This is a genomic window from Streptomyces sp. NPDC058335, assembly GCF_042723915.1.
Taxonomy (GTDB): domain Bacteria; phylum Actinomycetota; class Actinomycetes; order Streptomycetales; family Streptomycetaceae; genus Streptomyces.
In genome coordinates, this window is the sequence record NZ_JBHXHX010000001.1 from 441,886 (window position 1) to 465,978 (window position 24,093).

A 24,093-nucleotide genomic window follows, 5' to 3' on the forward strand; every position below is an offset into this window, starting at 1 on the left:
GGTGTGCGGGGAGTTGTGTGTGGGGGGGGCTCAGGGCGCGCGGTGCGAGGCGCGGGTGGAGGCGGCCTGCGCGGGCAGCGGCGTCTGGGCGGCCCGCGTCACGTCGGCGACCAGTTCCACCACATCAGGGCCGTACGCCTGGGAGTTGACGACCTTCAGCAACAGCACGAAGGAGTTGTTTCCGTGCTTTCGGTACAGGCGCTCATGGTTGCGGGCCAGATAGCGGGTGGCTGCCTGGTTGGTGATCGCGCGCTGGCCGCAGAAGAGGAACACCGGGCGGGCGTCCCGGCGTTGGGCGGCGGTGAGCCGGGCCAGCAGCACGTACTCGGTGGCGCCCGCCTCCAGGCGGTGCCGCTCGGTGCCGATCTGGAACGCACCCCGGTCCGGGCCCGGTTCGGCGTCGACGTTGACCCGCACGCCGGGCAGCATCGCCGCCATGTGCGCCATCATCCGCCGGTTGGAGGCCGGGCCGCCGACGCAGAACTCGGTGCGCTCGCCGAAGCCCTGCTGGGCCGTGTCCTGGGTGACCACCTGGACGTTGGCGCCACAGTCCTTGATCAGCGCGGACAGCTCCAGGAGCGCGAAGACGTCGAAGCGGTGGACCGCCGGTTCCGAGGTCGCCGGGTCGCGGTTGACGACCAGCAGGCACTCCGAGTTGTCCGGCAGCCCGAAGAAGGCCTGCTTGCGCCGTAGTTTGCGTCGCCAGAGGTAGGTGCGGGCCACCCATCCGAGCGCGGCACTGATACCGGCCGCGACCACACCCAGAACGATGTTGCGCACGTCGTCATTCATGGGCGCGCATAGTAGTGGGATCCCATGGCCGGAACGTACCCGTGTTCGATGTGTGCCAGTCGTATGACACTGCCCGGAAGGGGGCTGTCGGGGGCACCGCGTTGTGGTTACGCTGCGCGGACGTTCCCGGACTGGAGGTACGGATGCGTCGCACTGTCGCGCGGAAACTGTCGGTCCTGGCGGTTTCCGCCGCCGTGGTCTCGGTGGGAGCGGCGGCGCCACCCGCCGCCGCCGGGAGGACGGCCGCCGAGAAGACACCCGTCGCCGTCGGCTACGGCGGTGCCGTGGCCAGCGTCGACGCGGACGCCTCCGCGGCCGGCATCGAGGTCCTCCGCAAGGGCGGCAACGCGGTCGACGCGGCCGTCGCCACCGCCGCCGCCCTCGGCGTCACCGAGCCCTACTCCGCCGGTATCGGCGGAGGCGGTTACTTCGTCTACTACGACGCCAAGTCCCGAACGGTGCGCACGATCGACGGCCGGGAGACCGCGCCGCTCACCGCCGACGCGACCCTGTTTCTCGAGAACGGCAAACCCCTCCCCTTCGCCGACGCCGTCAGCAGCGGCCTCGGCGTCGGCACCCCCGGCACGCCCGCCACCTGGGCGACGGCCCTCGACCGGTGGGGCAGCAGGAAGCTGGGCACACTGCTCAAGCCCGCCGAGCGCCTGGCCCGCGACGGCTTCACCGTCGACGCCACCTTCCGCAGCCAGACCGCCGCCAACGAGACCCGCTTCCGCTACTTCCCCGACACCACCGAACTGTTCCTGCCCGGCGGACAGCTCCCGGCCGTCGGTTCCACCTTCAAGAATCCCGATCTCGCCCGCACCTACGCCGAGTTGGGACGCAAGGGGGTCGGAGCGCTCTACCGGGGCGACATCGCCGAGGACATCGTCGACACCGTGAACAAGCCGCCGGTGGACCCGGCTTCGGGCTGGAACGCCCGGCCCGGCGAGCTGTCCGCGAAGGACCTCACCGCCTACCGCGCCAAGCTCCAGGCCCCCACCAGGACCACCTACCGCGGCCTCGGCGTGTACTCCATCGCGCCCTCCTCCTCAGGCGGCACGACCGTCGGCGAGGCCCTCAACATCCTGGAGCGGACCGACCTGTCCAAGGCGAGCCGGGCCCAGTACCTGCACCGGTACATCGAGGCCAGCCGCATCGCCTTCGCCGACCGCGGGCGCTGGGTCGGCGACCCCGCCTTCGAGGACGTACCGGCCAGGGAACTGCTGTCGCAGCGGTACGCCGACTCGCGGGAGTGCCTGATCAAGGACGACGCGGTGCTCACCAGCCCGGTCGCGCCCGGCGACCCGCGCCACCCGGCGGCCTGCACCACGGGAGGCACGGCGGCGCCGACGACGTACGAGGGCGAGAACACCACGCACCTGACCGTCGCCGACAAGTGGGGAAACGTCGTTTCCTACACGCTCACCATCGAGCAGACCGGCGGCAGCGGCATCACCGTCCCGGGGCGCGGATTCATCCTCAACAACGAGTTGACGGACTTCTCCTTCGCCCCGGCCAACCCGGCCGTGCACGACCCGAACCTGCCCGGTCCGGGCAAGCGGCCGCGTTCCTCGATCTCGCCGACCATCGTCCTCGACCGGCACGACCGGCCGGTGGTGGCCCTCGGTTCGCCCGGCGGCGCCACCATCATCACCACGGTGCTCCAGACCCTCACCGGGTTCCTCGACCGCGGGCTCCCGCTCGTGGACGCCATCGCCGCACCCCGTGCCAGCCAGCGCAACGCCGCCCAGACGGAACTCGAACCCGGTCTCTACGGCACCGACCTGGCCGAACGGCTGGAGGCGATCGGGCACTCGTTCCGGCTGAACCCGGAGATCGGCGCCGCGACCGCCGTACAGCGGCTGCCGAACGGCAAGTGGCTCGCGGCGGCCGAGACCGTACGGCGGGGCGGCGGCTCGGCGCAGGTGGTGCTGCCGGCGCCGTAGGACGCCGGGGGCCTCACAGCTCGGGAGCGGGCGGCTCGTCGCGACTCGTGCGGAACGCGAGCCGCCCGTCCTCGACGTCGACCGACACGCGGGCACCCTCCTGGACCCGCCCGTCGAGCAGCAGACGGGACAGCTGGTTGTCGACCTCACGCTGGATGGTGCGGCGCAGCGGACGGGCGCCGTACTCGGGCTGGTAACCGCGTTCGGCAAGCCAGTCGACGGCCGCGTCGGAGAACTCCACGGCGATGCCCTGCGAGTGCACCAGCCGGCGGGTCCCGTCCAGCAACAGGTCGGTGATCCGCCGCAGTTGGTCACCGCTGAGCTGCCGGAAGACGACGATCTCGTCGATGCGGTTGAGGAACTCCGGCCGGAAGTGGTCGCGCAGCGGGCGCAGGATCTGCTCCCGGCGCGCCTCCTCGTCGGCCTCGGCGCCGCCCGCGCCGAAACCGATTCCCGCACCGCGCCGGATGATCGCCTCGGAACCCAGATTGCTGGTCATCACGATCACCGTGTTGGTGAAGTCGACCGTGCGGCCCTGCGCGTCGGTCAGCCGCCCGTCGTCGAGGACCTGGAGCAGGATGTTGAAAACATCCGGATGCGCTTTCTCCACCTCGTCGAGCAGCAGCAGCGAGTACGGGTGACGACGGACCGCCTCGGTCAGCTGGCCGGCCTCCTCGTGGCCGACGTAGCCGGGCGGGGCGCCCACCAGGCGGCTCACGGTGTGCCGCTCCTGGTACTCGCTCATGTCCAGGCGGACCATGCGCTCCTCGCTGCCGAACAGCGCTTCTGCGAGCGCGCGGGCCAGCTCGGTCTTGCCGACGCCGGTCGGGCCGAGGAACAGGAAGCTGCCGATCGGCCGGTCCGGGCTCGACAGCCCGGCACGCGAGCGCAGCACGGCGTCCGAGACGACCCGCACGGCCTCGTCCTGGCCGACGACCCGCTCGTGCAGATGCTGTTCCAGGCCGAGCAGCCGGTCCTTCTCCTCCTGGGTGAGGCTCGCGACGGGGATGCCGGTCTGGCGGGAGACGACCTCGGCGACGGCCTCCGCGGTGACCTCCAGATGCTGGCCCTCGTCGGCCTCGCCGCCCCCGGCCGCGTCCACCATCCGCTGCTTCAACTCCATGATCCGGTCCCGGAGTTGGGTGGCCTGCTCGTACTGCTCGTCGGCGACCGCCTGGTCCTTGTCGCGGGTGAGCTGCTCGACCTCGCGCTCCATGGCGCGTACGTCCGTGCCCTTGGTGCGGGCACCGAGGCGCACCCGGGCGCCGGCCTGGTCGATCAGGTCGATGGCCTTGTCGGGCAGCCGCCGGTCGGTGAGGTAGCGGTCGGACAGCTCCACGGCCGCCACCAGCGCCTCGTCGGTGTAACGGACCTGGTGGTGGGCCTCGTACCGGTCGCGCAGACCGCGCAGGATCTCGATCGCGTCCGCGGCCGACGGCTCCGGCACCAGGATCGGCTGGAACCGCCGGGCCAGCGCCGCGTCCTTCTCGATCCGCCGGTACTCCTCCAGCGTCGTGGCGCCCACGATGTGCAGCTCGCCGCGGGCCAACGCCGGCTTGAGGATGTTTCCGGCATCCATCGAGCCGCCCTCGCCGCCGCCACCCGCGCCGACGACCGTGTGCAACTCGTCGATGAAGACGATGAGTTGGTCGGAGTGCTCACGGATCTCGTTCACGATGGCGTTGAGGCGCTCCTCGAAGTCGCCCCGGTAACGGGTTCCCGCAACCACGCCGGACAGGTCCAGGGCGACGACACGGCGGCCGGTCAGCACGTCGGGCACGTCGCCGTCCGCGATGCGCTGCGCGAGCCCCTCCACGATGGCGGTCTTGCCGACGCCCGCGTCACCGATCAGCACGGGGTTGTTCTTGCCGCGCCGGGACAGCACCTCGATCGTCTGCTCGATCTCGTCGTCCCGGCCGATCACCGGGTCGATACGGCCCTTGCGCGCCAGGTCGGTCAGATCGCGGCCGTACTTGTCCAGGGTCGGCGTGGAGGCGGGCCGCTGCCGCTCCTGGCCGGCCTGCGGGGGCAAGGTGTCCGCGGGCTCGGACGGGCCCGCGGACGGCGCGAAGCGGGCCGCGTTGAGGATGTGCCCGGCCGCGGAGTCCGGATTGGCCGCGAGGGCGCTCAGCACGTGCTCGGGGCCGATGTAGCCCGCGCCGCGCGAGCGCGCCAGGTCGTGGGCGTCCAGCAGGGCCCGCTTTGCGGCCGGCGTCAGCGACAGCGACGTGGGCGGCGGCACCTCGCCCGGCGGGTGCTGCGCCGGGCCCGAGCGCTCGTCGATCTCCGTCGCGAGGGAGTCGGGGTCGGCGCCGGCCCGGCTGAGCAGGCTGCGGGTCGGCTCCGCCGCGAGGGCCGCGCGCAGCAGGTGCTCGGTGTCCAGATCGCGGCTGCCGTGCTCGGCGGCGTACTGGGCCGCGCCGCGGACCAGCTCCCTGGCCGGCTGGCTGAGGAGCTGGCCGATGTTGATCTGGCGGGGGCCGGGGCGGGGCCCGCCGAAGAAGCGGGCCAGGAATTCACCGAAGGGGTCGCCCTCAGGGCCGATGTAGCCGCTGGTCATGGCATTCCGTTCCCTCGACTGCGTTGCCGGTGCGGACGGGTTTCCTGTCCGGGTCGGGCTACACCACGATGACACGTTCCTTTTGGGGTGGCATGTCCTGAGGTGCCTAAAGGAGTCCGCAGGGCTTCTGAGTGTTTCGGAGGCGTTTGTGAGTGTTTCCTGCGGAGGCGGGTCGTGAACGCGGCGAGCGGCTCGGCGGACTGCTCGATGCGGCCCGCGACCCGCGGCGCTCGCCGCATGACCGCGGTCGGCGCGGTCGCCGCGAGCGCCGGGATCTCCGCCGAGCGCTTCGCGAGATGAAGGCCGGCCCCGCGCCGGCTCCCCCCGCCTTCTTCACCGACTCCGTCTCCGTCCTCGCGCGCGCTCGGCCTGCCCCTGGACGAACCGGCGGCGCGGTGCGTCCTCGTGGCGGCCGCCCAGGCCGGCGCGGCTGATATCGGCGGAGCGGCGGACCGGGCAGGGGACCGGTCAGGTCGGTCGGGTGGGTCGCGTCGCGTGAGTGGTTGGTCGCGGTGACCGGAAACCGGTTCCGCTCATCCGTCGGGACGGCGGCGGGAGACCGTCGCGTCCCCAATGAAAACTCCTCGTATCCGCGCTGTAACACGCATGGTGTTTTCTACGGACCGGAGTGTTCCGGTCGGCGGGAGTTGGGCGATGGCTTTGGATCAACTCCCAGGGCAGCTGCGGGAGTTTGCGAACTACCTGGACGGACTGCTGGCGCGCCTGGATCAGGGCTCCGGCTGGTGCGCGGTCTTCTGGCAGCGCGACCCGGACGGTATGCGGGCCTGCCTCGACGGCCGTGAGGTGCCGCCCTGGGACGTCGTGGAGGCCCTGCTCCAGGACCTCGCCGCGAACCACGGCACCCCCGTCGCCGCCCAGGAGGCGGAACGGGCCCGGCCCCTGCACATCGCCGCTCTCGCCGCCCACGACGCCGGGCCCGGCGCCCGCGACGCCCTGGGGGACCGGCTCGACGTCATGCTCCGCGAACAGCGCTACGCCGTCGACCGGCAGGCCGAACTGGGCCGTCTGCTCGCCGCCGCGACCACCCGCGAGGAGGCCGAGGCCATCCGCCTCGACCTCGCCTGGGCCCACGACGACCACGAACGGGCCACCGCCCGCTGTGCCGAACTCCGCTACCGCATCTCGGAGTTGGACCGGCGTGGTGGCGGCGGTACAGGTGGTGCCGGTACCGGTGGGAGTGGGGGTGGGGGCGGCCGGATCGACGGGGCCGCGCCGGTCCGGCCCGGAGAAACCGACACATACGGTTACACCCGGCCGTCCCCGGCTCCCGCCCCCGGCGAGCCGCGTACCTCCCAGGTCTCCCCGTACGGAGACCCCCGTACCTCCCAGGTATCCCCGTACGCCCCGTACGACGACTCCCGTACGTCCCCGGTGTCCCCGCACCCCGAGGCGGCCCCGACCTCGCCCGTCCGGAACCCGGGGGACGCCGGCGCGCACTCCCGCGAGGAACCGCACTCCTGCCAGGGGCCACTCGCCGACCCGGCCGCCCACGGGCACGCCCCCGACGACACCGCCCCGGCCTCCGTCCCCAAGCAGCGCAAACGCCGCCGGGGCGGTGCGCGGTTCGCCGGGATGGCCGACGAGGAGGCCGCCCCGGTCGCCGTACCGCCCGCCGTTGAGGCCGCGCTGCCGGCGCCCGCGCCGAGCACGCGCCGTACCCCGCGCGGTGCCCGGTTCGCCGGTGCCGCCGAGGAGCCGCGGCAGCGGCCGGAGTCGTCCGCCCAGCCGGTGGACACGGCGGCCCGGCGCGAGACCGCCGAGGCGGTGGAGCGGCTGATCCGGCTCCGCTCCGAGGGCCGCAGCGGCGAGGCGCACGCGCTGCTCGTCGAGTTCGCGTACTGGCCCGCCGCCCGCATCCCGCTGCTCGCCGCCGGCCTCCAGCGCTCCGGGCTCACCGCCGACTGGACGACCCTGCTGTGGGAGGCCGCCTCACTGCCCGCCGACCGGCTCGTCGCCGCGGCGGACGCCCTGGTCGAGGCGGGCCGCACGGCCGACGGTGAGCAGATCCTGCGCCAGGGCGTCGCCCGCCCGGCCGACGAGATCGGGGAGGCCGTCGGCGCCCTGGCGGCCGACGGGCGCCGCCGCGAGGTGCACGCGCTGCTCGACGCCTACGTCCGCGTCCGTACCCCCGAGGAGGCGGCCCGCAGCGTCGCCCCCGACCCGCAGCTCCTGGTCCCGCTGCTGCTGACGGCCGCCCGCGGCGTCTCGGACGAGCGCCACTGGGATCTGGTCCACGCCCTGCGCGTCGCCGGCTTCACCACCTGACCCGCACCCCCGTCCGTACGCCGTACGCCCGCGACTCACCCACCGGAGTGTGAAACGCGATCGACTCCGCGGGTTAACGACGATGGTCTTGGCAAGCCCGTCCCCGAGGCTTACGTTCGTCCCTCTACGGCCCCGTGTCTACGGGCGTAGAGGGCCCTGACGTTTCCCGTCGAAGGAGCAGCTCATGGCCAACGTCGTACGTGCCGCTCTGGTCCAGGCCACCTGGACCGGCGACACCGAGTCCATGGTGGCGAAACACGAGGAGCACGCCCGCGAGGCGGCCCGGCAGGGCGCGAAGATCATCGGTTTCCAGGAGGTCTTCAACGCCCCCTACTTCTGTCAGGTCCAGGAGCCGGAGCACTACCGCTGGGCCGAGCCGGTCCCCGACGGACCGACCGTGCGTCGTATGCAGGAGCTGGCCCGCGAGACGGGCATGGTGATCGTCGTCCCGGTCTTCGAGATCGAGCAGTCCGGTTTCTACTACAACACCGCGGCCGTGATCGACGCGGACGGCACCTACCTCGGCAAGTACCGCAAACACCACATCCCTCAGGTAAAGGGTTTCTGGGAGAAGTACTACTTCAAGCCGGGCAACCTCGGCTGGCCGGTCTTCGACACGGCCGTCGGCAAGGTCGGCGTCTACATCTGCTACGACCGCCACTTCCCGGAGGGCTGGCGCCAGCTCGGCCTCAACGGTGCCCAGTTGGTCTACAACCCGTCGGCCACCCACCGAGGGCTCTCGTCCCACCTCTGGCAGCTGGAGCAGCCCGCGGCGGCCGTCGCCAACGAGTACTTCGTCGCCGCCATCAACCGGGTCGGCGTCGAGGAATACGGCGACAACGATTTCTACGGCACGTCCTACTTCGTCGACCCGCGCGGACAGTTCGTCGGCGGGACCGCCGACGACAAGGACGAGGAACTCCTCGTCCGCGACCTCGACTTCGACCTGGTCGAGGAGGTGCGGCAGACGTGGGCCTTCTACCGCGACCGCCGCCCCGACGCCTACGAAGGGCTGGTCCAGCCGTGAACGACCTCTACGCCCGCCACCGCCGGGTCCTGCCGGACTGGCTCGCCCTCTACTACGACCAGCCGCTGGAGATCACCCACGGCGAGGGCCGCCACGTGTGGGACGCCCAGGGAAACAAGTACCTCGACTTCTTCGGCGGCATCCTCACGACCATGACCGCGCACGCGCTGCCCGAGGTCACGAAGGCGGTGAGCGAGCAGGCCGGACGGATCGTCCACTCCTCCACGCTCTACCTCAACCGCCCGATGGTCGAACTCGCCGAGCGCATCGCCCGGCTGAGCGCCATTCCGGACGCCCGCGTCTTCTTCACCACCTCCGGCACCGAGGCCAACGACACCGCCCTGCTGCTGGCCACCACCTACCGGCGCAGCAACACGATCCTGGCGATGCGCAACAGTTACCACGGCCGTTCCTTCAGCGCCGTCGGCATCACCGGCAACCGGGGCTGGTCGCCCACCTCGCTGTCCCCGCTCCAGACGCTGTACGTCCACGGAGGCGTGCGCAGCCGCGGCCCGTACGCGTCGCTCGACGACACCGCTTTCATCGCGGCCTGCGTCGAGGATCTCAAGGACCTGCTCGGTCACACCCGGCCGCCCGCCGCCCTGATCGCCGAGCCGGTCCAGGGCGTCGGCGGCTTCACGTCCCCGCCGGACGGACTGTATGCGGCATTCCGCGAAGTGCTGAACGCATACGGGATCCTGTGGATCGCCGACGAGGTGCAGACCGGCTGGGGCCGCACCGGCGACCACTTCTGGGGCTGGCAGGCACACGACCGCAACGGCCCGCCCGACATCGTCACCTTCGCCAAGGGCATCGGCAACGGCATGTCCATCGGCGGTGTCGTCGCCCGCTCCGAGATCATGAACTGCCTCGACGCCAACAGCATCTCCACCTTCGGCGGCACCCAGGTCACCATGGCCGCCGGCCTCGCCAACCTGGCCCATCTGCTGGAGCACGACCTCCAGGGCAACGCCCGGCGGGTCGGCGGACTGCTCATCGAACGGCTGCGGGCCGCCGCCGCCCAGGACCCGGGCGTACGGGAGGTACGCGGACGCGGGCTGATGATCGGCATCGAGCTGACCAGGCCCGGCACCGACGACGCCGACCCCGACCGGGCCGCCGCCGTCCTGGAGGCCGCCCGCGCCGAGGGCCTGCTGATCGGCAAGGGCGGCGGCCACAGCACCAGCGCCCTGCGAATCGCCCCACCCCTGTCCCTCACCGTCGCGGAGGCCGAGGAGGGCGCCGCGATCCTCGAAAGCGCGCTGAGAAGCACGCAGTAGCGCCTGAGCGCGCCGCAGCGCCCGAGCGCACGCAGCGTCTGAGCAAGGGAACCACGCCATGACCACCACCACCCGGGAGTACTGGGGGCCAGTCGAGCCCCTGGAGCCCGCCCTGTCGGTCCGTCAGGTCCTCGCGCTGGAACGCGTGCTGGCCGGGGAGCCGGAGGTGGTGGCCGGCGCGGCCCAGCTCGACCGGCCCGTCCGCTGGGTGCACGTCGCCGAGGCCGCCGACGTCGGCGTGATGCTCAGCGGCGGCGAGATGGTCCTCACCACCGGAGTTCTGCTCGCCGGCGACGAGAACGCGCAGGCCGAGTACATCCGCTCGCTGCACCGCGCCGAGGCCGCCGCCGTCGTCCTGGGTCTCGGCCGGGCCTTCCCCGCCCCGCCGGACACGATGCGGCGCGCCGCCGAACGGTGCGGGCTGCCCATGGTCGTCCTGCACCGGCCCTCTCCCTTCGCGGAACTGACCGAGGAGGTCCAGTCGCGGCTCGTGCGGCGCAAGTTCGCCGCCGTCAGCCTGTCCGAGGCCGTACGCACCGCGCTCACCGGACTGATCACCGCCGGTGCGCCGTTGCAGCACCTGCTCGACGAGATCGCCCACCACACCGGCTGTCCCGTCGTCGTCACCAACCTCGCCCACCGGGTCCTGGCCACCGCCGGGGAGCGGTCCGCGGTCGACGACGTGCTGCGCGACTGGGAACGCATCGCCCGCCAGGCCGGCGGCAGCGAGGGCGACGGCTGGATCCGCGCCGAACTGGGCGGACGCGGCGAACGCTGGGGCCAGATCATGCTCTGTGGCTACCGCGGCGACACCGCGGGCGGGCGGCTGCTCGCCGACCGGGCCGCCGAGGCCCTCGTCCTGCACCGCATGCTCGGCGGCGCCACCGCCCACTCCTGGGAGGAACAGTCCGCGCAGGGCCTGCTCACCGACCTGGTCTCCGGCGTCGTGGCGGCCCGCCAACTGCTGCCCCGCGCGCGGGCCGCCGGACTGCCGGTCAACCGGCGCACCTTCGTCCCGCTGGTCGTCCGCGACGGCGACTGCGCCCAACTGGAAAGAATGCTCCGCCTGTTGGGCATGGCCGGGCTGGTCGCCGAACTCGCCGACGGGGCCACCGCCGTACTGCTCAGCCTCGCCCGGGACCAGGACGCCGAGGCACTCGCCGCGCACTTCGCGGCCCGGCTGCGCACCGAGTCCGGGGAGAGCGGCACCGTCGTGGCCGCCGCCGCGCCCCGCACCGCCTGGGACGACGTGCCCGCCGGGCTGCGCGAGGCCCAGCACGTCGCCGACGCCGTCGCCGACTCCTCCGCCGTCCTCGACCTCCCGGCCGTCGTCCGCCTCAGGGACGTCCATCTGCGCGGCCTGATACGGCTGTTGCGGGACGACCCGCACGTGCAGGCCTTCGCCGAACGGGAACTGGACGGGCTGCTGTGCACGGCCGGGGAGGATCTGCTGGCCGTCCTGCGCACCTACCTCGCCACCGGCCGCAACAAGTCCCGTACCGCCCAGCTCCACCATGTCTCACGGCCCGCGCTGTACCGGCGGCTGGAGGCGATCCAGGGACGGCTCGGCGTGGACCTCGACGACTTCGAACAGGCCGCGTCGGTGCACATCGCCCTCCTCGCGCACGACGCGCAACAGGCATGAGCCGCGCCGGTGCGGCCGGTGTCACCGGCGTGGGACCGGTCGGCAACCTGCGGGAAGGCGCGGCGCACAACAAGGAGAAGACGGCCGGCGCAGCCGGTGCGCAACAGGAGTGAAACATGCGACGACCTGGGAAAACGGGGGTGAAACATGCGTCGACGAAGTCGTGACACCGTGGCACGCCGGACGCCCCCAGACGTGACACGGTGCACCTCAAAGCCCGCTTTCGGACTTCCTAGGCTCCTCGCACACCGAGCGACCGGAGGTCCCGATGAGCAGAGTGATCCGAGCCGCCGTCTTCCAGACCGCGTGGACCGGCGACAAGGAGTCGATGATCCAGGTGCACGAGCAGGCGGTGCGCGACGCGGCCGCCCAGGGTGCACAGGTCCTGTGCTTCCAGGAACTGTTCTACGGACCGTACTTCTGCCAGGTCCAGGACCCGGCCTTCTACGAGTACGCCGAGCAGATCCCGGACGGCCCGATCGTCAAGCGTTTCCAGGCCCTTGCCAGGGAGCACGGCATCGTCCTGGTGCTGCCGATGTACGAGGAGGAGCAGCCCGGCGTCCTCTACAACACCGCCGCGGTGATCGACGCGGACGGCTCGTACCTCGGCAAGTACCGCAAACACCACATCCCGCAGGTAAAGGGTTTCTGGGAGAAGTTCTACTTCCGCCCCGGCAACGTGGGCTGGCCCGTCTTCGACACCGCCGTGGGCAAGATCGGCGTGTACATCTGCTACGACCGCCACTTCCCCGAGGGCTGGCGCGCCCTGGGACTGGAAGGCGCCGAGATCGTCTTCAACCCGTCGGCCACCTCGCGCGGTCTGTCCGCCTATCTCTGGCAGCTGGAGCAGCCGGCGGCGGCCGTCGCCAACGAGTACTTCGTCGGCGCGATCAACCGGGTCGGCGTCGAGGAACTGGGCGAGAACGATTTCTACGGGACTTCGTACTTCGTGGACCCGGAGGCCCAGTTCGTCGGCGAGGTGGCGAGCGACAAGGAGAGCGAACTCGTCGTCCGCGACCTGGACATGGCCAAGCTGCGCGAGGTCCGCGACCGCTGGCAGTTCTACCGGGACCGCCGTCCCGACGCCTACCCCCCGCTGACCGCGCCCTGACCGGTGCGGTTCCCCGCGTCCCCCGTGCGGGGCGAAGCCCTCGTCCGGGGGCGCGGGGCGGGGTCCCCGTGAGCCCTGTGCGGCCCGGCCCCGGGACGCGACCCGTCGCCCACGACCCGTATCTGCCGACCACAACCCAGCGGAGCGTCAACGCATGAGCCGAACCGTCATCCGTGGTGGCCTCGTCATCACCGCGTCCGACGAGATCCACGCCGACGTCCTGATCGAGGACGGCCGTATCGTCGCCCTCGCCGCCTCCGGTACCCCGGCCGCCGAGGCCTGGACCACCGAGAGGGTTGTCGACGCCACCGGGAAGTACGTCATCCCGGGCGGGGTCGACGCCCACACCCACATGGAGCTGCCGTTCGGCGGCACCTTCGCCTCCGACACCTTCGAGACCGGCACCCGCGCGGCCGCCTGGGGCGGCACGACGACGATCGTCGACTTCGCCGTGCAGAGCGTCGGCCACACCCTGCGCGAGGGTCTGGACGCCTGGCACGCCAAGGCCGAGGGCAACTGCGCGATCGACTACGCCTTCCACATGATCGTCTCCGACGTGAACCAGGAGACGCTCAAGGAGATGGACCTGCTGGTGGAGGAGGGCGTGACCTCCTTCAAGCAGTTCATGGCCTATCCGGGCGTCTTCTACAGCGACGACGGCCAGATCCTGCGCGCCATGCAGCGCTCCGCCGAGAACGGCGGCCTGATCATGATGCACGCGGAAAACGGTATCGCCATCGATGTCCTGGTCGAGCAGGCGCTGGCGCGCGGTGAGACCGACCCCCGCTACCACGGCGAAGTACGGAAGGCGCTGCTGGAGGCCGAGGCCACCCACCGCGCGATCAAACTCGCGCAGGTCGCCGGCGCTCCCCTCTACGTGGTGCACGTATCGGCGATGGAAGCGGTTGCGGAACTGGCCCGGGCGCGTGACGAGGGTCTGAACGTCTTCGGCGAGACCTGCCCGCAGTACCTGTTCCTGTCCACCGACAACCTCGCCGAGCCCGACTTCGAGGGCTCCAAGTACGTGTGCAGCACGCCCCTTCGCCCCAAGGAGCACCAGGCCAAGCTGTGGCAGGGCCTGCGGACCAACGACCTCCAGGTGGTGTCGACGGACCACTGCCCCTTCTGCTTCGTGGGCCAGAAGGAGCTGGGCCGGGGCGACTTCTCCAAGATCCCCAACGGTCTGCCGGGCGTCGAGAACCGTATGGACCTGCTCCACCAGGCCGTCGTCGACGGACACATCTCGCGACGCCGCTGGATCGAGATCGCCTGCGCCACCCCGGCGCGCATGTTCGGCATGTACCCGAAGAAGGGCACCATCGCCCCGGGCGCCGACGCGGACGTCGTCATCTACGACCCGCACGCCGAGCAGACCGTCTCCGCCGAGACCCACCACATGAACGTCGACTACTCGGCGTACGAGGGCAAGCGCATCACCGGCCGCGTCGAGACGGTCCTCTCGCGCGGCGAGCCCGTCATCACCGAGCGGGAGTACACCGGTCGCGCCGGTCACGGTGTCTACACCCCGCGCTCCACCTGTCAGTACCTCACCTAGGAGTGGCGCCATGGACTTCGGACTCGTCCTGCAGACCGACCCGCCGGCCTCGAAGGTCATCAGCCTGATGCAACGGGCCGAGCACAACGGCTTCACCTACGGATGGACCTTCGACTCGGCCGTGCTCTGGCAGGAGCCGTTCGTGATCTACAGTCAGATCCTCTCGAACACCAGCAGGTTGACGGTCGGACCGATGGTCACCAACCCGGGCACCCGCACCTGGGAGGTCACCGCCTCCACCTTCGCCACCCTCAACGACATGTTCGGCAACCGCACCGTGTGCGGCATCGGCCGCGGCGACTCCGCGATGCGCGTCGCGGGCCGCAAACCCAACACCCTGGCCCGGATCAGCGAGGCCATGAAGGTCATCCGCGCCCTCGGCCGCGGCGACGAGGCCGACCTCGGCGGCACGGTGATCAGGTTCCCGTGGATCAAGCCGGGCGCCGAACTCCCCGTCTGGATGGCCGCGTACGGGCCCAAGGCGTTGAAGATGACCGGCGAGGAGGCCGACGGGTTCATCCTCCAGCTCGCCGACCTGTACCTCACCGAGTACATGGTCAAGGCCGTGAAGGACGCCGCCGTCGCCGCCGGCCGCGACCCCGCCGAGGTGAAGATCTGCGTCGCCGCCCCGGCGTACGTCACCGAGGACGACTCGCCCGAGGCGCTCGCCCACGCCCGTGACCAGTGCCGCTGGTTCGGCGGCATGGTCGGCAACCATGTGGCCGACCTGGTCTCCAAGTACGGCGAGCACTCCGCCGCCGTACCCGACGAACTCACCGACTACATCAAGGCACGCGAGGGCTACGACTACTCGCACCACGGCCGCGCCGACAACCCGGACACCCAGTTCGTGCCCGACGATATCGTCGACCGGTTCTGCCTCATCGGCCCGGTCGAGAAGCACATCGAGAAGCTGAACGCGCTGCGCGAGCTGGGCGTCGACCAGTTCGCCGTCTACGACATGCACGACGCGCAGGAGGCCACCATCGACGCCTACGGCACCCAGGTGATCCCCGCCCTCAACAGCTGAACCGCAGCCGGTAGTTGATGTCCGGTCAGTTACCGGCTCCCCCAGACCCCCCTTCCCGCCGTTCCGGGGAGGGGGCCCAGGGCGCCTTCCCGCGCACCCCCCTCGGTACCGCCCGCACGGCCTCTCCCGTCCCACCTCGTTCGATTGGCCTGCCCATGACCGACACCGCTCCCACGGCCATACCGCCGACCTCACAAGTCACCCTCGCCGACGGCCGGGTGGAGATCGCCCCTGGTTCGCCGCCGCCCAGTGGCCCCTACGCCAACGAGGACCTGCTGCCGGTCCCCGTCGAGAAGCGCACCTGGACCACGTACAACTTCTCCGCGCTCTGGGTCGGCATGGCCCACAACACGGCCTCGTGGACCCTCGCCTCCGGCCTGATCGCCGTCGGCATGGACTGGAAGCAGGCGGTGTTCACCATCGCCCTCGCCAACCTGATCGTGCTGGTGCCGATGCTGCTCACCGGGCACGCGGGACCGAAGTACGGCATCCCCTTCCCGGTCTTCGCCCGCGCCTCCTTCGGCATCCGCGGCGCCAACCTCCCCGCTGTCGTACGGGCGTTGGTGGCGTGCGGCTGGTTCGGCATCCAGACCTGGATCGGCGGCGAGGCGATCTACTTCCTGGCCGGAAAGCTGATCGGCAACGGCTGGAGCGAGGCCGGTCGGTTCGGCGGCCACCCCTGGACCATGTGGCTGTCGTTCGCGATCTTCTGGGCGCTCCAGGTCGCGATCATCTACCGGGGCATGGAGACGATCCGCCGCTTCGAGAACTGGGCGGCGCCCTTCGTCCTCGTCGGCGCGCTCGTGATGCTGATCTGGATGAGCAACAAGGCAGGCGGTTTCGGCCCGCTGCTCGACCAGCCCTCCAAGCTCGGCTGGGGCGCCGACTTCTGGAAGCTGTTCTGGCCGTCCCTCATGGGCATGATCGGCTTCTGGTCGACGCTGTCGCTGAACATCCCCGACTTCACGCGGTACGGAAAGTCGCAGAAAGCGCAGACCTGGGGACAGGCCCTCGGCCTGCCCACGACGATGACGCTCTTCGCGCTCCTGTCGGTGATGGTCACCTCCGGTTCACAGGCCGTGTACGGCGAGACGATCTGGGATCCGGTACAGCTCGCCGCGAAGACGGACAACGTCGTGGGCCTGCTGTTCGCGCTGGTGACCGTGCTGGTGGCGACCCTGTCCGTGAACATCGCGGCCAACCTGGTCTCGCCGGCCTTCGACTTCTCCAACATCGCGCCCCGGAGAATCAGTTTCCGCACCGGTGCGCTCGTCACCTGCGTGCTCGGTGTGCTGATCTTCCCCTGGAAGCTGTACTCCGACCCGGAGGGCTACATCTTCACCTGGCTCGGCCTGGTCGGCGGTCTGCTCGGCACGGTCGCCGGCATCCTCATCGCCGACTACTGGATCCTGCGCCGCGGCAAGCTCGACCTGACCGACCTGTACCGGACGGGCGGCCGTTACTGGTACACCGCCGGCTGGAACTGGCGGGCTGTCGTCGCCTTCGTGGTGGGCGGTGTCCTCGCCGTCGGCGGCGCGAGCTTCGCGCCGCTGATCGACGGCCGTCCCGTCGAGGCGCTGGAGCCGCTGGCCGACTACGGCTGGGCGGTGGGTCTGGGCACCTCGATGGCGCTCTACCTGGCGCTGATGCTGCTGAGAGGACGTGACGAGGCCACCGTGTGACACAGGAGGAACGACGGCAGGGCGGTGGCGGGTGAGAGAACCCCGCCACCGCCCTGTTCCGGTTCCGGTTCCGGGGCAGCCTGCTCCCGGGCAGCCTCAGTTCACCGCGGCGGCCTTCAACGAAGCAACCGCTTCCTTCGCCGCCTTGATCGCACCCTTGTTGATCTCGTCCGTGCTCGGAGCCTTCTTCGACTCGAAGTCGCTGCCGTTGTAGGTAACGACGACAAGCGCATTCGAAACGCGCGCGATCACGGTGCCCTCACGGGTCTGCTGCTTGTCCTCCGTGGTCAGGTTCACCACCGAGTAGCCCTCGTCCCCGAGCCCCGGAACGGCCCCGCCGCCGCCCTTCTCCGTGGTGCGCTCCTTGTACGAGGTGGCGGCGGCCTCGTCGGACTCCGTCAGCTCGAAAGAGACGTCCAGCCAGCGGTACTCGTACCCCTTGAGGGCGTTCCAGGAGCAGGTGCGGCGCAGGGAGGTGTCCGTCGACGGAATCTCCTTGCCCGCCGTCTTCGCCGCCGGCACCAGCGAACTCACCGTCTTGGCGGCCACACTCGTGCAGGGCGCGGGCGCGGCGCCGTACGTCTTCGTCACCGCCGTCGAGGACGGCGCGGACGACTCGGAGCGGGGCTTCTGCGTGTCCTTGGCCGCGGTGTCCTTCGCTGAGTCGGTCGGACCGGACGACATCGCCCAGCCCGCGCAGGCGAGCACGATGACCGGGGTCAGTCGCGCGGTGAGGGCGAGCGGCAGTGGCAGAGAACGCACGGCGCACTTTCGTGGGGGACGGTGCGGACGAGGTCCACGATGCGGACGGGGACGCCAGTTTCACACGACTGCCTGTGGGGCGAAAGGCCGAACTCGCTCCGTGGTGGCGCGGTGACAGGGGAGCGCGGATTTCCCGCCACGGCGGGCGGCACGCCCTGCCCTGGATGCTCCCCAGGCGTCGGCAGGCCCGCTCCCCGGTCAGCCGGCCGTACGGTCCGTAGGCCGCCGCACCTGCTCCTCGAGACGCCGCAGGCTGGTGTCCAGGGCCTCGCTCACGGCCTTCTCGCCCGGATCGTGCCCGGCGTCGAAGAACGACAGATGCACCGTCACCTCGCTGGTGTCGCTGCCGATGCCGGCCACCTGGAGCCAACCCGTGTAGCTGCCCTGGTCGCGGGTGCCCCATTCCAGCCGCATCTGCTCGCGCCGCGCGCGCAACAGGGCCGAGGTGTCCTCGTCGGTACGGTCCTCGTGCACCGTGACGGCGGGCAGGTCCCCGGCTTCGACGTGCAGGGCGTCCGGCAGCCAGGCGTCCATCCGGCCGAAGTCGGCGGCCCGGTCGAAGACGCGCTCGGGCGGTGCGGGCATGGTGCGTGAACGTTCGTACTCGGTCATCGTCGGTACCGTCCTCGGCTCGGGTACGTACAGCGGATCGCGCGTCCGGCCGGCCCGGACGCGAGGTCGGGCCGCACCGTCCGCCGGGGCCGCGCGGCGAGCCACTGGGCCGGCCCGCGACCTCGGCGGGCGTGTCGACGCGGTGGCCCCTAGTCGTTGCCGAAGATGGCCTTCTGCACGTCGTTAGGACCGTCGAACTTCTTCGTCCCCGCGTGCGACAGCTTGTCGACGACCTTCTCGTCGGCGCCGTTGTCGCGGGCCAGGGAGACGAGGTCGTCGCGGCTGGCGGGGTATTCGGCGCCCTTCAGTGCCTTCTGCACATCGATCGGGCTCATGTCGGCCATGGCAGCCTCCTGACGTACGTCGGCGCAGGCGGACCCGCGCGTGGATGCTCCCGGGTACCCAGCGCCGGGAGCGGAAATCGGCCGGCGAGATCGACGGCCGGACCGAAGCGCGCGGGCGGTTCGCGCCGCGGCGGCCGGGGGTACGATCCGGGGCGCTGATCCGACCGGCTGTCACGTCGACGAAGAGGTGAGAAGTGCCGTTCACCACCCGGCCCACGCTCCAGGGCACCTTCGGCATGGTGTCCTCCACCCACTGGCTGGCCTCCCAGTCGGCGATGGCCGTCCTGGAGGACGGCGGCAACGCCTACGACGCCGCCGTGGCCGGAGCCTTCGTGCTGCACGTCGTCGAACCCCACCTCAACGGCCCCGCCGGCGAGGTCCCCGTCCTGCTCGCCCCCGCGGGCGGCGCGGTGCGCGTGCTGTGCGGGCAGGGCGTCGCCCCGGCCGGCGCGACCGTCGCCCACTACCGGGGCCTCGGACTGGACCTCGTCCCCGGCACCGGCCCCCTCGCGGCAGCCGTCCCCGGCGCCTTCGACGCCTGGATGCTCCTGCTGCGCGACCACGGCACCAAGTCCCTCGACGACGTCCTCACGTACGCCATCGGGTACGCCGAGCACGGGCACGCGCCTGTGGAGAACGTCGGCGCGACCGTCGAGACCGTACGCGCGCTGTTCGAGACCGAGTGGACCTCCTCGGCGGACGTCTACCTGCCCGGCGGCGAGGCGCCCCGCCCCGGCCGCCTGCTGCGCAACCCCGCTCTCGCCGCCACCTGGAAGCGGCTCCTCGCCGAGACCGCCGGCGCGGGCGGACGGGAGGCCCGTATCGAGGCGGCGCGGGAGGTCTGGCGGACCGGATTCATCGCCGAGGCCCTCGTCCGCCAGGCACAGCGCCCCACCCTGGACACCAGCGGCGCGCACCACACCGGCACGCTCACGGCCGCCGACCTCGCCGGCTGGTCCGCGACCTACGAGGCGCCGGCGACGTACGACTGGAACGGCTGGACCGTCTGCAAGGCAGGCCCCTGGAGCCAGGGCCCGGTCCTCCTCCAGCAGCTCGCCCTCCTCCCGCCCGAGCTGCCCGCCCACGGCTCCGCCGACTACGTCCACCTCCTCGTCGAGGGCTGCAAGCTCGCCATGGCCGACCGGGAGGCCTGGTACGGCGACGCGGCCGAGGTCCCGCTCGGCGAGCTGCTCTCGGCGCCGTACAACGCCGGCCGGCGCGCGCTGATCGGCGACAAGGCGTCGTACGAGCTGCGGCCGGGCAGCCCCGGCGGACGCGAGCCCCGGCTGAGCGCCCACGCGCGCGTGGTGGCCACGGACGAGCCCGGCTTCAGCCCCATGGGCGCCGGTGAGCCGACCGTCGCGAAGCGTCCGACGTCGCCGGTGCCGGGGGAGCCGGAGACCGCCGCGGACGGGGCCACCCGCGGCGACACCTGCCACCTCGACGTCGTCGACCGCTGGGGCAACATGGTCGCGGCCACACCCAGCGGCGGCTGGCTCCAGTCCAACCCGGTCGTGCCCGAGCTGGGCTTCCCGCTCGGCACCCGGCTGCAGATGACCTGGCTGGAGGAGGGCCTGCCGAACTCCCTCACCCCCGGCCGCCGCCCCCGCACGACCCTCACGCCCTCGCTCGCCCTGCGCCACGGCGTCCCGGTCCTCGCCTTCGGCACCCCCGGCGGCGACCAGCAGGACCAGTGGCAGCTGCACTTCCTCCTCGCCGTCGCCCTTCGCGCGCGCGTGCGCGGCGGCCTCGACCTCCAAGGCGCGATCGACGCCCCGAACTGGCACAACGACGCCTTCCCCGGCTCCTTCTACCCGCGCGGCATGCGGCCGGGCAGCGTGACCGTGGAGTCCCGCATGCCGCACCCCGTCGTCGAGGACCTGCGCGGGCGCGGCCATGACGTGGCCGTCGCCGACGCGTGGTCCGAGGGCCGCCTGTGTGCGGTCGCCCGCGATCCGGAGACCGGAATCCTGTCGGCGGCGGCGAACCCACGGGGGATGCAGGGGTACGCGGTGGGGCGCTGAGGAAGGGGGTGGGGAAGGGGGGAAGGGTGCTTCCGTCTCCTCTTCATCTTCATCCCGATTCCACCCGGTGTGCACCGGCGGGGCGGGAATTGTCAGTGGGGCGTGTTCTCATGGAGACATGATCGGAGACACGGAAACCATCGACGAGTTTCTCGCCCGCCACGCCGGTGATGTGGAGGAAGCGGTCCGCAAGGCCGCCGCCGCGGAGATCATGCCGCGCTTCCGGCAGCTCGCCGCGCACGAGGTGGATCAGAAGGCCGGGCCGCACGACCTGGTCACGGATGCCGACCGCAACGCGGAGCTGTATCTCACCGAGGCCCTCGCCGCCCTGCTGCCCGGCTCGGTCGTCGTCGGCGAGGAGGCGGTGCACGCCAACCCGGCCAGTTACGAGGCGATACAGGGCGACGCCCCGGTGTGGATCGTGGACCCGGTCGACGGCACACGGCAGTTCGTCCACGGCGACGACGGCTTCTGCACCCTGGTCGCGCTCGCCCTGCACGGCGTCGTGCTGGCCTCCTGGACGTACGCCCCCGTCCGCGACCAACTGGCCACCGCCGTGCGCGGCGGCGGCGCCTTCCTGGACGGCGAGCGGCTGTTCGCCGGTCCGCCCGCTCCCGGCCGCGACCTCATGGTGGCGACCTCCCACCCCGACTACACCACCGACGACCAGAAGCGCGCCCTGCTCGGCCTGCGGACGGACGGCGTCGCCCCACGCCCGTGCGGCTCGGCCGGTCTGGAGTATCTCGCCATAGCCCGGGGCGAGTTGGACGCCACGGCCTTCTCCTGGGAGGCCGCCTGGGACCACGCGGCGGGCCTGCTGCTGGTCGAGGAGGCGGGCGGCGCCCATCTCACCGTCACCGGCGAGCCGTTCAGGATCACGGGCGGCAACACCCTGCCGTTCACGGCAGCCCGGGACGCGGCGACGGCACGGCGGGTGACGGGCCTGCTGTCCGGCACACGCCCCTGACCCCTGCCCGCGTTCACGCCCGCACCCATGCCCCGCGCGCACGTCCCACGCCCAGTTCCACCGCGCCGCCGACGCTGTCGTACCCCCGGCATATCCTGAGCCCGGAGGCCGCCGGCCGACGAAGGGGTCCAGGTGTCGTCGATGCTCGATGTCGTCGTGGTGGGAGCGGGGCCGAACGGCCTGACCGCCGCCGTGGAGCTGGCCCGGCGCGGCTTCTCCGTGGCCCTCTTCGAGGCCAGGGACACGGTGGGCGGGGGCGCCCGCACCGAGGAGCTCACCCTCCCCGGCTTCCGCCACGACCCGTGCTCCGCCGCGCACCCCCTGGGCATCAACTCACCCGCGTTCCGCGCTCTGCCCCTCGAGCGGTACGGCCTCGAATGGCTGCACTCCGAGCTGGCCATGGCACACCCCTTCCCCGACGGCAGCGCGGCCGTGCTGTCCCGTTCGGTCGCCGAGACGGCCGCCTCCTTCGGCCCCCGTGACGCGGGCGCGTACCGCAGGCTCGTCGAACCGTTCCTGCCCAGGTGGGACGCACTGGCCCGGGACTTCATGTCCCTGCCGCTGACGGCCCTGCCGCGCGACCCGGTCACCCTCGCCCGCTTCGGCCTGGTCGGCCTGCCCCCGTCCACCTGGCTGACCCGCCGCTTCCGCGACGAGAAGGCCAAGACCCTCTTCGCCGGACTCGTCGCCCACGTCATGGCCCCCCTCGGCGGCTTCGCCACCGGCGCGGTCGGCCTGGTCTTCGCGCTCGCCGGGCACGCCCGCGGCTGGCCGGTGGCCCGCGGCGGCTCCCAGGCCGTCTCGGACGCCCTGGCCGGCTATCTGAAGGACCTCGGCGGCGCCATCCACACCGACTACGAGGTCAAGCGCCTCGACGACCTTCCCCCGGCCCGCGCCTATGTCTTCGACACCTCGCCCACCGCCCTCGCCCGCATCGCCGGCCTCGGCCGCTATTACGAGCGCTACAGGTACGGCGCCGGCGTCTACAAGATCGACTACGCGCTCGACGGCCCGGTCCCCTGGACCGCCGAGGAGGCCCGTCGCGCCACCACGGTCCAGGTCGGCGCGGACAGCGCGGAGATCGGCGCCGCCCTGCGCGCCGCCTCCCGGCAGGGCCGCCCACCGGAGAAGCCGTTCATGATCACGGTGCAGCCCGGGGTCGTCGACCCCACCCGCGCCCCGGCCGGCAAGCACGTCTTCTGGGCGTACGCCCATGTACCCAACGGCTGGACCGGCGACCTCACCGACACCATGGAACGCCAACTGGAGCGCTTCGCGCCGGGGTTCCGCGACCGCGTCCTCGCCCGCGCCGTCGCCGGCCCCGCCGAACTCGCCGCCCGCAACGCCAACTACGTCGGCGGCGACATCGGCACCGGCGCGGCCTCCGGCCTCCAGCTCCTGCTGCGCCCCAGGCTCTCCCTGTTCCCGTACTCCACCCCGCACCCGGCCGTCTTCATCTGCTCCTCGGCCACCCCGCCCGGCCCCGGCGTCCACGGCATGTCGGGACACAACGCGGCCAAGGCGGTCTGGCGGAAGTTGCGGCAGCAGCCATAGCAGCCATAGCGGCCATAGCAGCCGCAGCGCCGTCGTCACAGGGCCACAGGGTTCGCTGAGAGAGGGCAACCGTCATGACCGCCATCACCTTCGTGCGGGGCGACATCACCGCGCAGGCCGTGGACGCCGTCGTCAACGCCGCGAACTCCTCACTGCTGGGCGGCGGCGGCGTCGACGGCGCCATCCACCGCCGCGGCGGACCCGCCATCCTCGAGGACTGCCGCAAACTGCGCGCCTCCCACTACGGCAGAGGCCTGCGCACCGGCCAGGCGGTCGCCACCACCGCCGGCCGGCTCCCCGCCCGCTGGGTGATCCACACCGTCGGCCCCCGCTACAGCACCGAGGAGGACCGCTCGGAGCTGCTGGCCTCCTGCTACCGCGAGTCGCTGCGCGTCGCCGACGAGCTGGGCGCCCGCACGGTCGCCTTCCCCGCCGTGTCCGCCGGCATCTACGGCTGGCCCCTGGACGACGCCGCACGGATCGCCGTGGAGACCGTACGGGCGACGCCGACCGCCGTCGAGGAGATCAGGTTCGTCCTCTTCGACGAGCAGGCGTACACGGCGTTCGCCGCACGACCGGTCTGAGGGAGAACCGCCGGCTCCTCGAACCGTTCCAGGGGACCGCACCCCGACGCCACCACACCCACCACCGCCGGTGACGGCCGCCACGAGCTCGTTGCCGGGGGCTCGCCTGCCGCGGCCGGCCTCGCTCTTCGTGCGCGCGGGCCGTGATCGGTCGGGGCCGAGGGCTCCCCGCGGGCCGCGGCGCGTACCCTGGCGGTGACTCGGCAGGACGCCCCGAACGCGGCTCAGGCTGCCGCGGACCGCGTCCGGTGCCCGGCGGGGACCCTCGTACAGGCCGCCGTACGGCAACCCGCTCACATTCGCCCTCCGACTGCTGTGCGCCGGGATTAACC

General features: G+C 71.9%; 19 protein-coding genes. 14 read left to right on the plus strand and 5 right to left on the minus strand.

Features of this window, described 5'->3' with window-relative positions:
* Positions 1-30: 30 nt before the first annotated feature.
* Positions 31-792 (minus strand): hypothetical protein, encoded by a 762-nt coding sequence (locus ACFWJX_RS01935; RefSeq protein WP_383235335.1) that lies wholly within the window; start codon positions 790-792, stop codon positions 31-33.
* A gap of 143 nt (positions 793-935) precedes the next feature.
* On the opposite strand from ACFWJX_RS01935, the gene ggt reads away from it, so the two are divergent.
* A complete protein-coding gene (gene ggt, locus ACFWJX_RS01940; RefSeq protein ID WP_383235338.1) occupies positions 936-2,738 on the plus strand; it encodes a gamma-glutamyltransferase in 1,803 nt (600 codons plus the stop codon).
* A gap of 13 nt (positions 2,739-2,751) precedes the next feature.
* Here the strand turns inward: ggt and ACFWJX_RS01945 are convergent, their stop codons facing one another.
* Positions 2,752-5,298 carry an ATP-dependent Clp protease ATP-binding subunit gene (locus ACFWJX_RS01945; protein ID WP_383235341.1) on the minus strand — a complete coding sequence of 849 codons (2,547 nt, stop codon included), beginning with the start codon at positions 5,296-5,298 and terminating at the stop codon, positions 2,752-2,754.
* Between the two features lie 174 nt (positions 5,299-5,472).
* Between ACFWJX_RS01945 and ACFWJX_RS01950 the strand changes: the two genes are divergently transcribed.
* The 9 genes from ACFWJX_RS01950 to ACFWJX_RS01990 all read left to right on the plus strand — a co-directional run bounded on the left by ACFWJX_RS01950 (position 5,473) and on the right by ACFWJX_RS01990 (position 16,914).
* Positions 5,473-5,598 carry a hypothetical protein gene (locus ACFWJX_RS01950; protein WP_383235344.1) on the plus strand — a complete coding sequence of 42 codons (126 nt, stop codon included), beginning with the start codon at positions 5,473-5,475 and terminating at the stop codon, positions 5,596-5,598.
* Positions 5,599-5,952: 354 nt separating this feature from the next.
* A complete protein-coding gene (locus tag ACFWJX_RS01955; protein WP_383235347.1) occupies positions 5,953-7,584 on the plus strand; it encodes a hypothetical protein in 1,632 nt (543 codons plus the stop codon).
* A gap of 184 nt (positions 7,585-7,768) precedes the next feature.
* Positions 7,769-8,611: a nitrilase-related carbon-nitrogen hydrolase gene (locus tag ACFWJX_RS01960; RefSeq protein WP_383235350.1), complete on the plus strand. Its 843-nt coding sequence runs from the start codon at positions 7,769-7,771 to the stop codon at positions 8,609-8,611.
* Positions 8,608-9,891: an aspartate aminotransferase family protein gene (locus ACFWJX_RS01965; protein ID WP_383235353.1), complete on the plus strand. Its 1,284-nt coding sequence runs from the start codon at positions 8,608-8,610 to the stop codon at positions 9,889-9,891. Before ACFWJX_RS01960 ends, ACFWJX_RS01965 begins: the two co-directional genes overlap by 4 nt.
* Before the next feature lie 58 nt (positions 9,892-9,949).
* Complete coding sequence (locus ACFWJX_RS01970; protein ID WP_383235356.1) at positions 9,950-11,536, plus strand: PucR family transcriptional regulator; 1,587 nt, start codon at positions 9,950-9,952, stop codon at positions 11,534-11,536.
* A 268-nt stretch (positions 11,537-11,804) separates the two neighbouring features.
* Positions 11,805-12,647: a nitrilase-related carbon-nitrogen hydrolase gene (locus ACFWJX_RS01975; protein WP_383235358.1), complete on the plus strand. Its 843-nt coding sequence runs from the start codon at positions 11,805-11,807 to the stop codon at positions 12,645-12,647.
* 154 nt (positions 12,648-12,801) lie between these two features.
* Positions 12,802-14,202 carry a dihydropyrimidinase gene (gene hydA / locus ACFWJX_RS01980; protein WP_383235361.1) on the plus strand — a complete coding sequence of 467 codons (1,401 nt, stop codon included), beginning with the start codon at positions 12,802-12,804 and terminating at the stop codon, positions 14,200-14,202.
* A 10-nt stretch (positions 14,203-14,212) separates the two neighbouring features.
* Complete coding sequence (locus ACFWJX_RS01985) at positions 14,213-15,232, plus strand: TIGR03842 family LLM class F420-dependent oxidoreductase (RefSeq protein WP_383235364.1); 1,020 nt, start codon at positions 14,213-14,215, stop codon at positions 15,230-15,232.
* 155 nt (positions 15,233-15,387) lie between these two features.
* Entirely contained in the window at positions 15,388-16,914 is a 1,527-nt protein-coding gene (locus ACFWJX_RS01990) for an NCS1 family nucleobase:cation symporter-1 (RefSeq protein ID WP_383235367.1), read from the plus strand.
* A 96-nt stretch (positions 16,915-17,010) separates the two neighbouring features.
* Here the strand turns inward: ACFWJX_RS01990 and ACFWJX_RS01995 are convergent, their stop codons facing one another.
* From ACFWJX_RS01995 to ACFWJX_RS02005, 3 genes are all read right to left on the minus strand, one after another.
* Complete coding sequence (locus tag ACFWJX_RS01995) at positions 17,011-17,676, minus strand: hypothetical protein (RefSeq protein ID WP_383235370.1); 666 nt, start codon at positions 17,674-17,676, stop codon at positions 17,011-17,013.
* A 198-nt stretch (positions 17,677-17,874) separates the two neighbouring features.
* Positions 17,875-18,288, minus strand: coding sequence for an SRPBCC family protein (locus ACFWJX_RS02000; protein ID WP_383235373.1), 414 nt, complete (start codon positions 18,286-18,288; stop codon positions 17,875-17,877).
* Positions 18,289-18,437: 149 nt separating this feature from the next.
* Complete coding sequence (locus ACFWJX_RS02005; RefSeq protein WP_383235376.1) at positions 18,438-18,632, minus strand: DUF2795 domain-containing protein; 195 nt, start codon at positions 18,630-18,632, stop codon at positions 18,438-18,440.
* A 236-nt stretch (positions 18,633-18,868) separates the two neighbouring features.
* Here ACFWJX_RS02005 and ACFWJX_RS02010 point away from each other — a divergent pair, with 236 nt between their 5' ends.
* From ACFWJX_RS02010 to ACFWJX_RS02025, 4 genes are all read left to right on the plus strand, one after another.
* Positions 18,869-20,656: a gamma-glutamyltransferase family protein gene (locus ACFWJX_RS02010; protein ID WP_383235917.1), complete on the plus strand. Its 1,788-nt coding sequence runs from the start codon at positions 18,869-18,871 to the stop codon at positions 20,654-20,656.
* A 118-nt stretch (positions 20,657-20,774) separates the two neighbouring features.
* On the plus strand, positions 20,775-21,623 hold the full coding sequence (locus ACFWJX_RS02015; RefSeq protein ID WP_383235379.1) for an inositol monophosphatase family protein: 849 nt from the start codon (positions 20,775-20,777) through the stop codon (positions 21,621-21,623).
* Between the two features lie 141 nt (positions 21,624-21,764).
* Positions 21,765-23,177 (plus strand): phytoene desaturase family protein, encoded by a 1,413-nt coding sequence (locus ACFWJX_RS02020; RefSeq protein WP_383235382.1) that lies wholly within the window; start codon positions 21,765-21,767, stop codon positions 23,175-23,177.
* Between the two features lie 74 nt (positions 23,178-23,251).
* Complete coding sequence (locus ACFWJX_RS02025) at positions 23,252-23,761, plus strand: O-acetyl-ADP-ribose deacetylase (RefSeq protein WP_383235385.1); 510 nt, start codon at positions 23,252-23,254, stop codon at positions 23,759-23,761.
* The last annotated feature ends 332 nt before the right edge of the window (positions 23,762-24,093 follow it).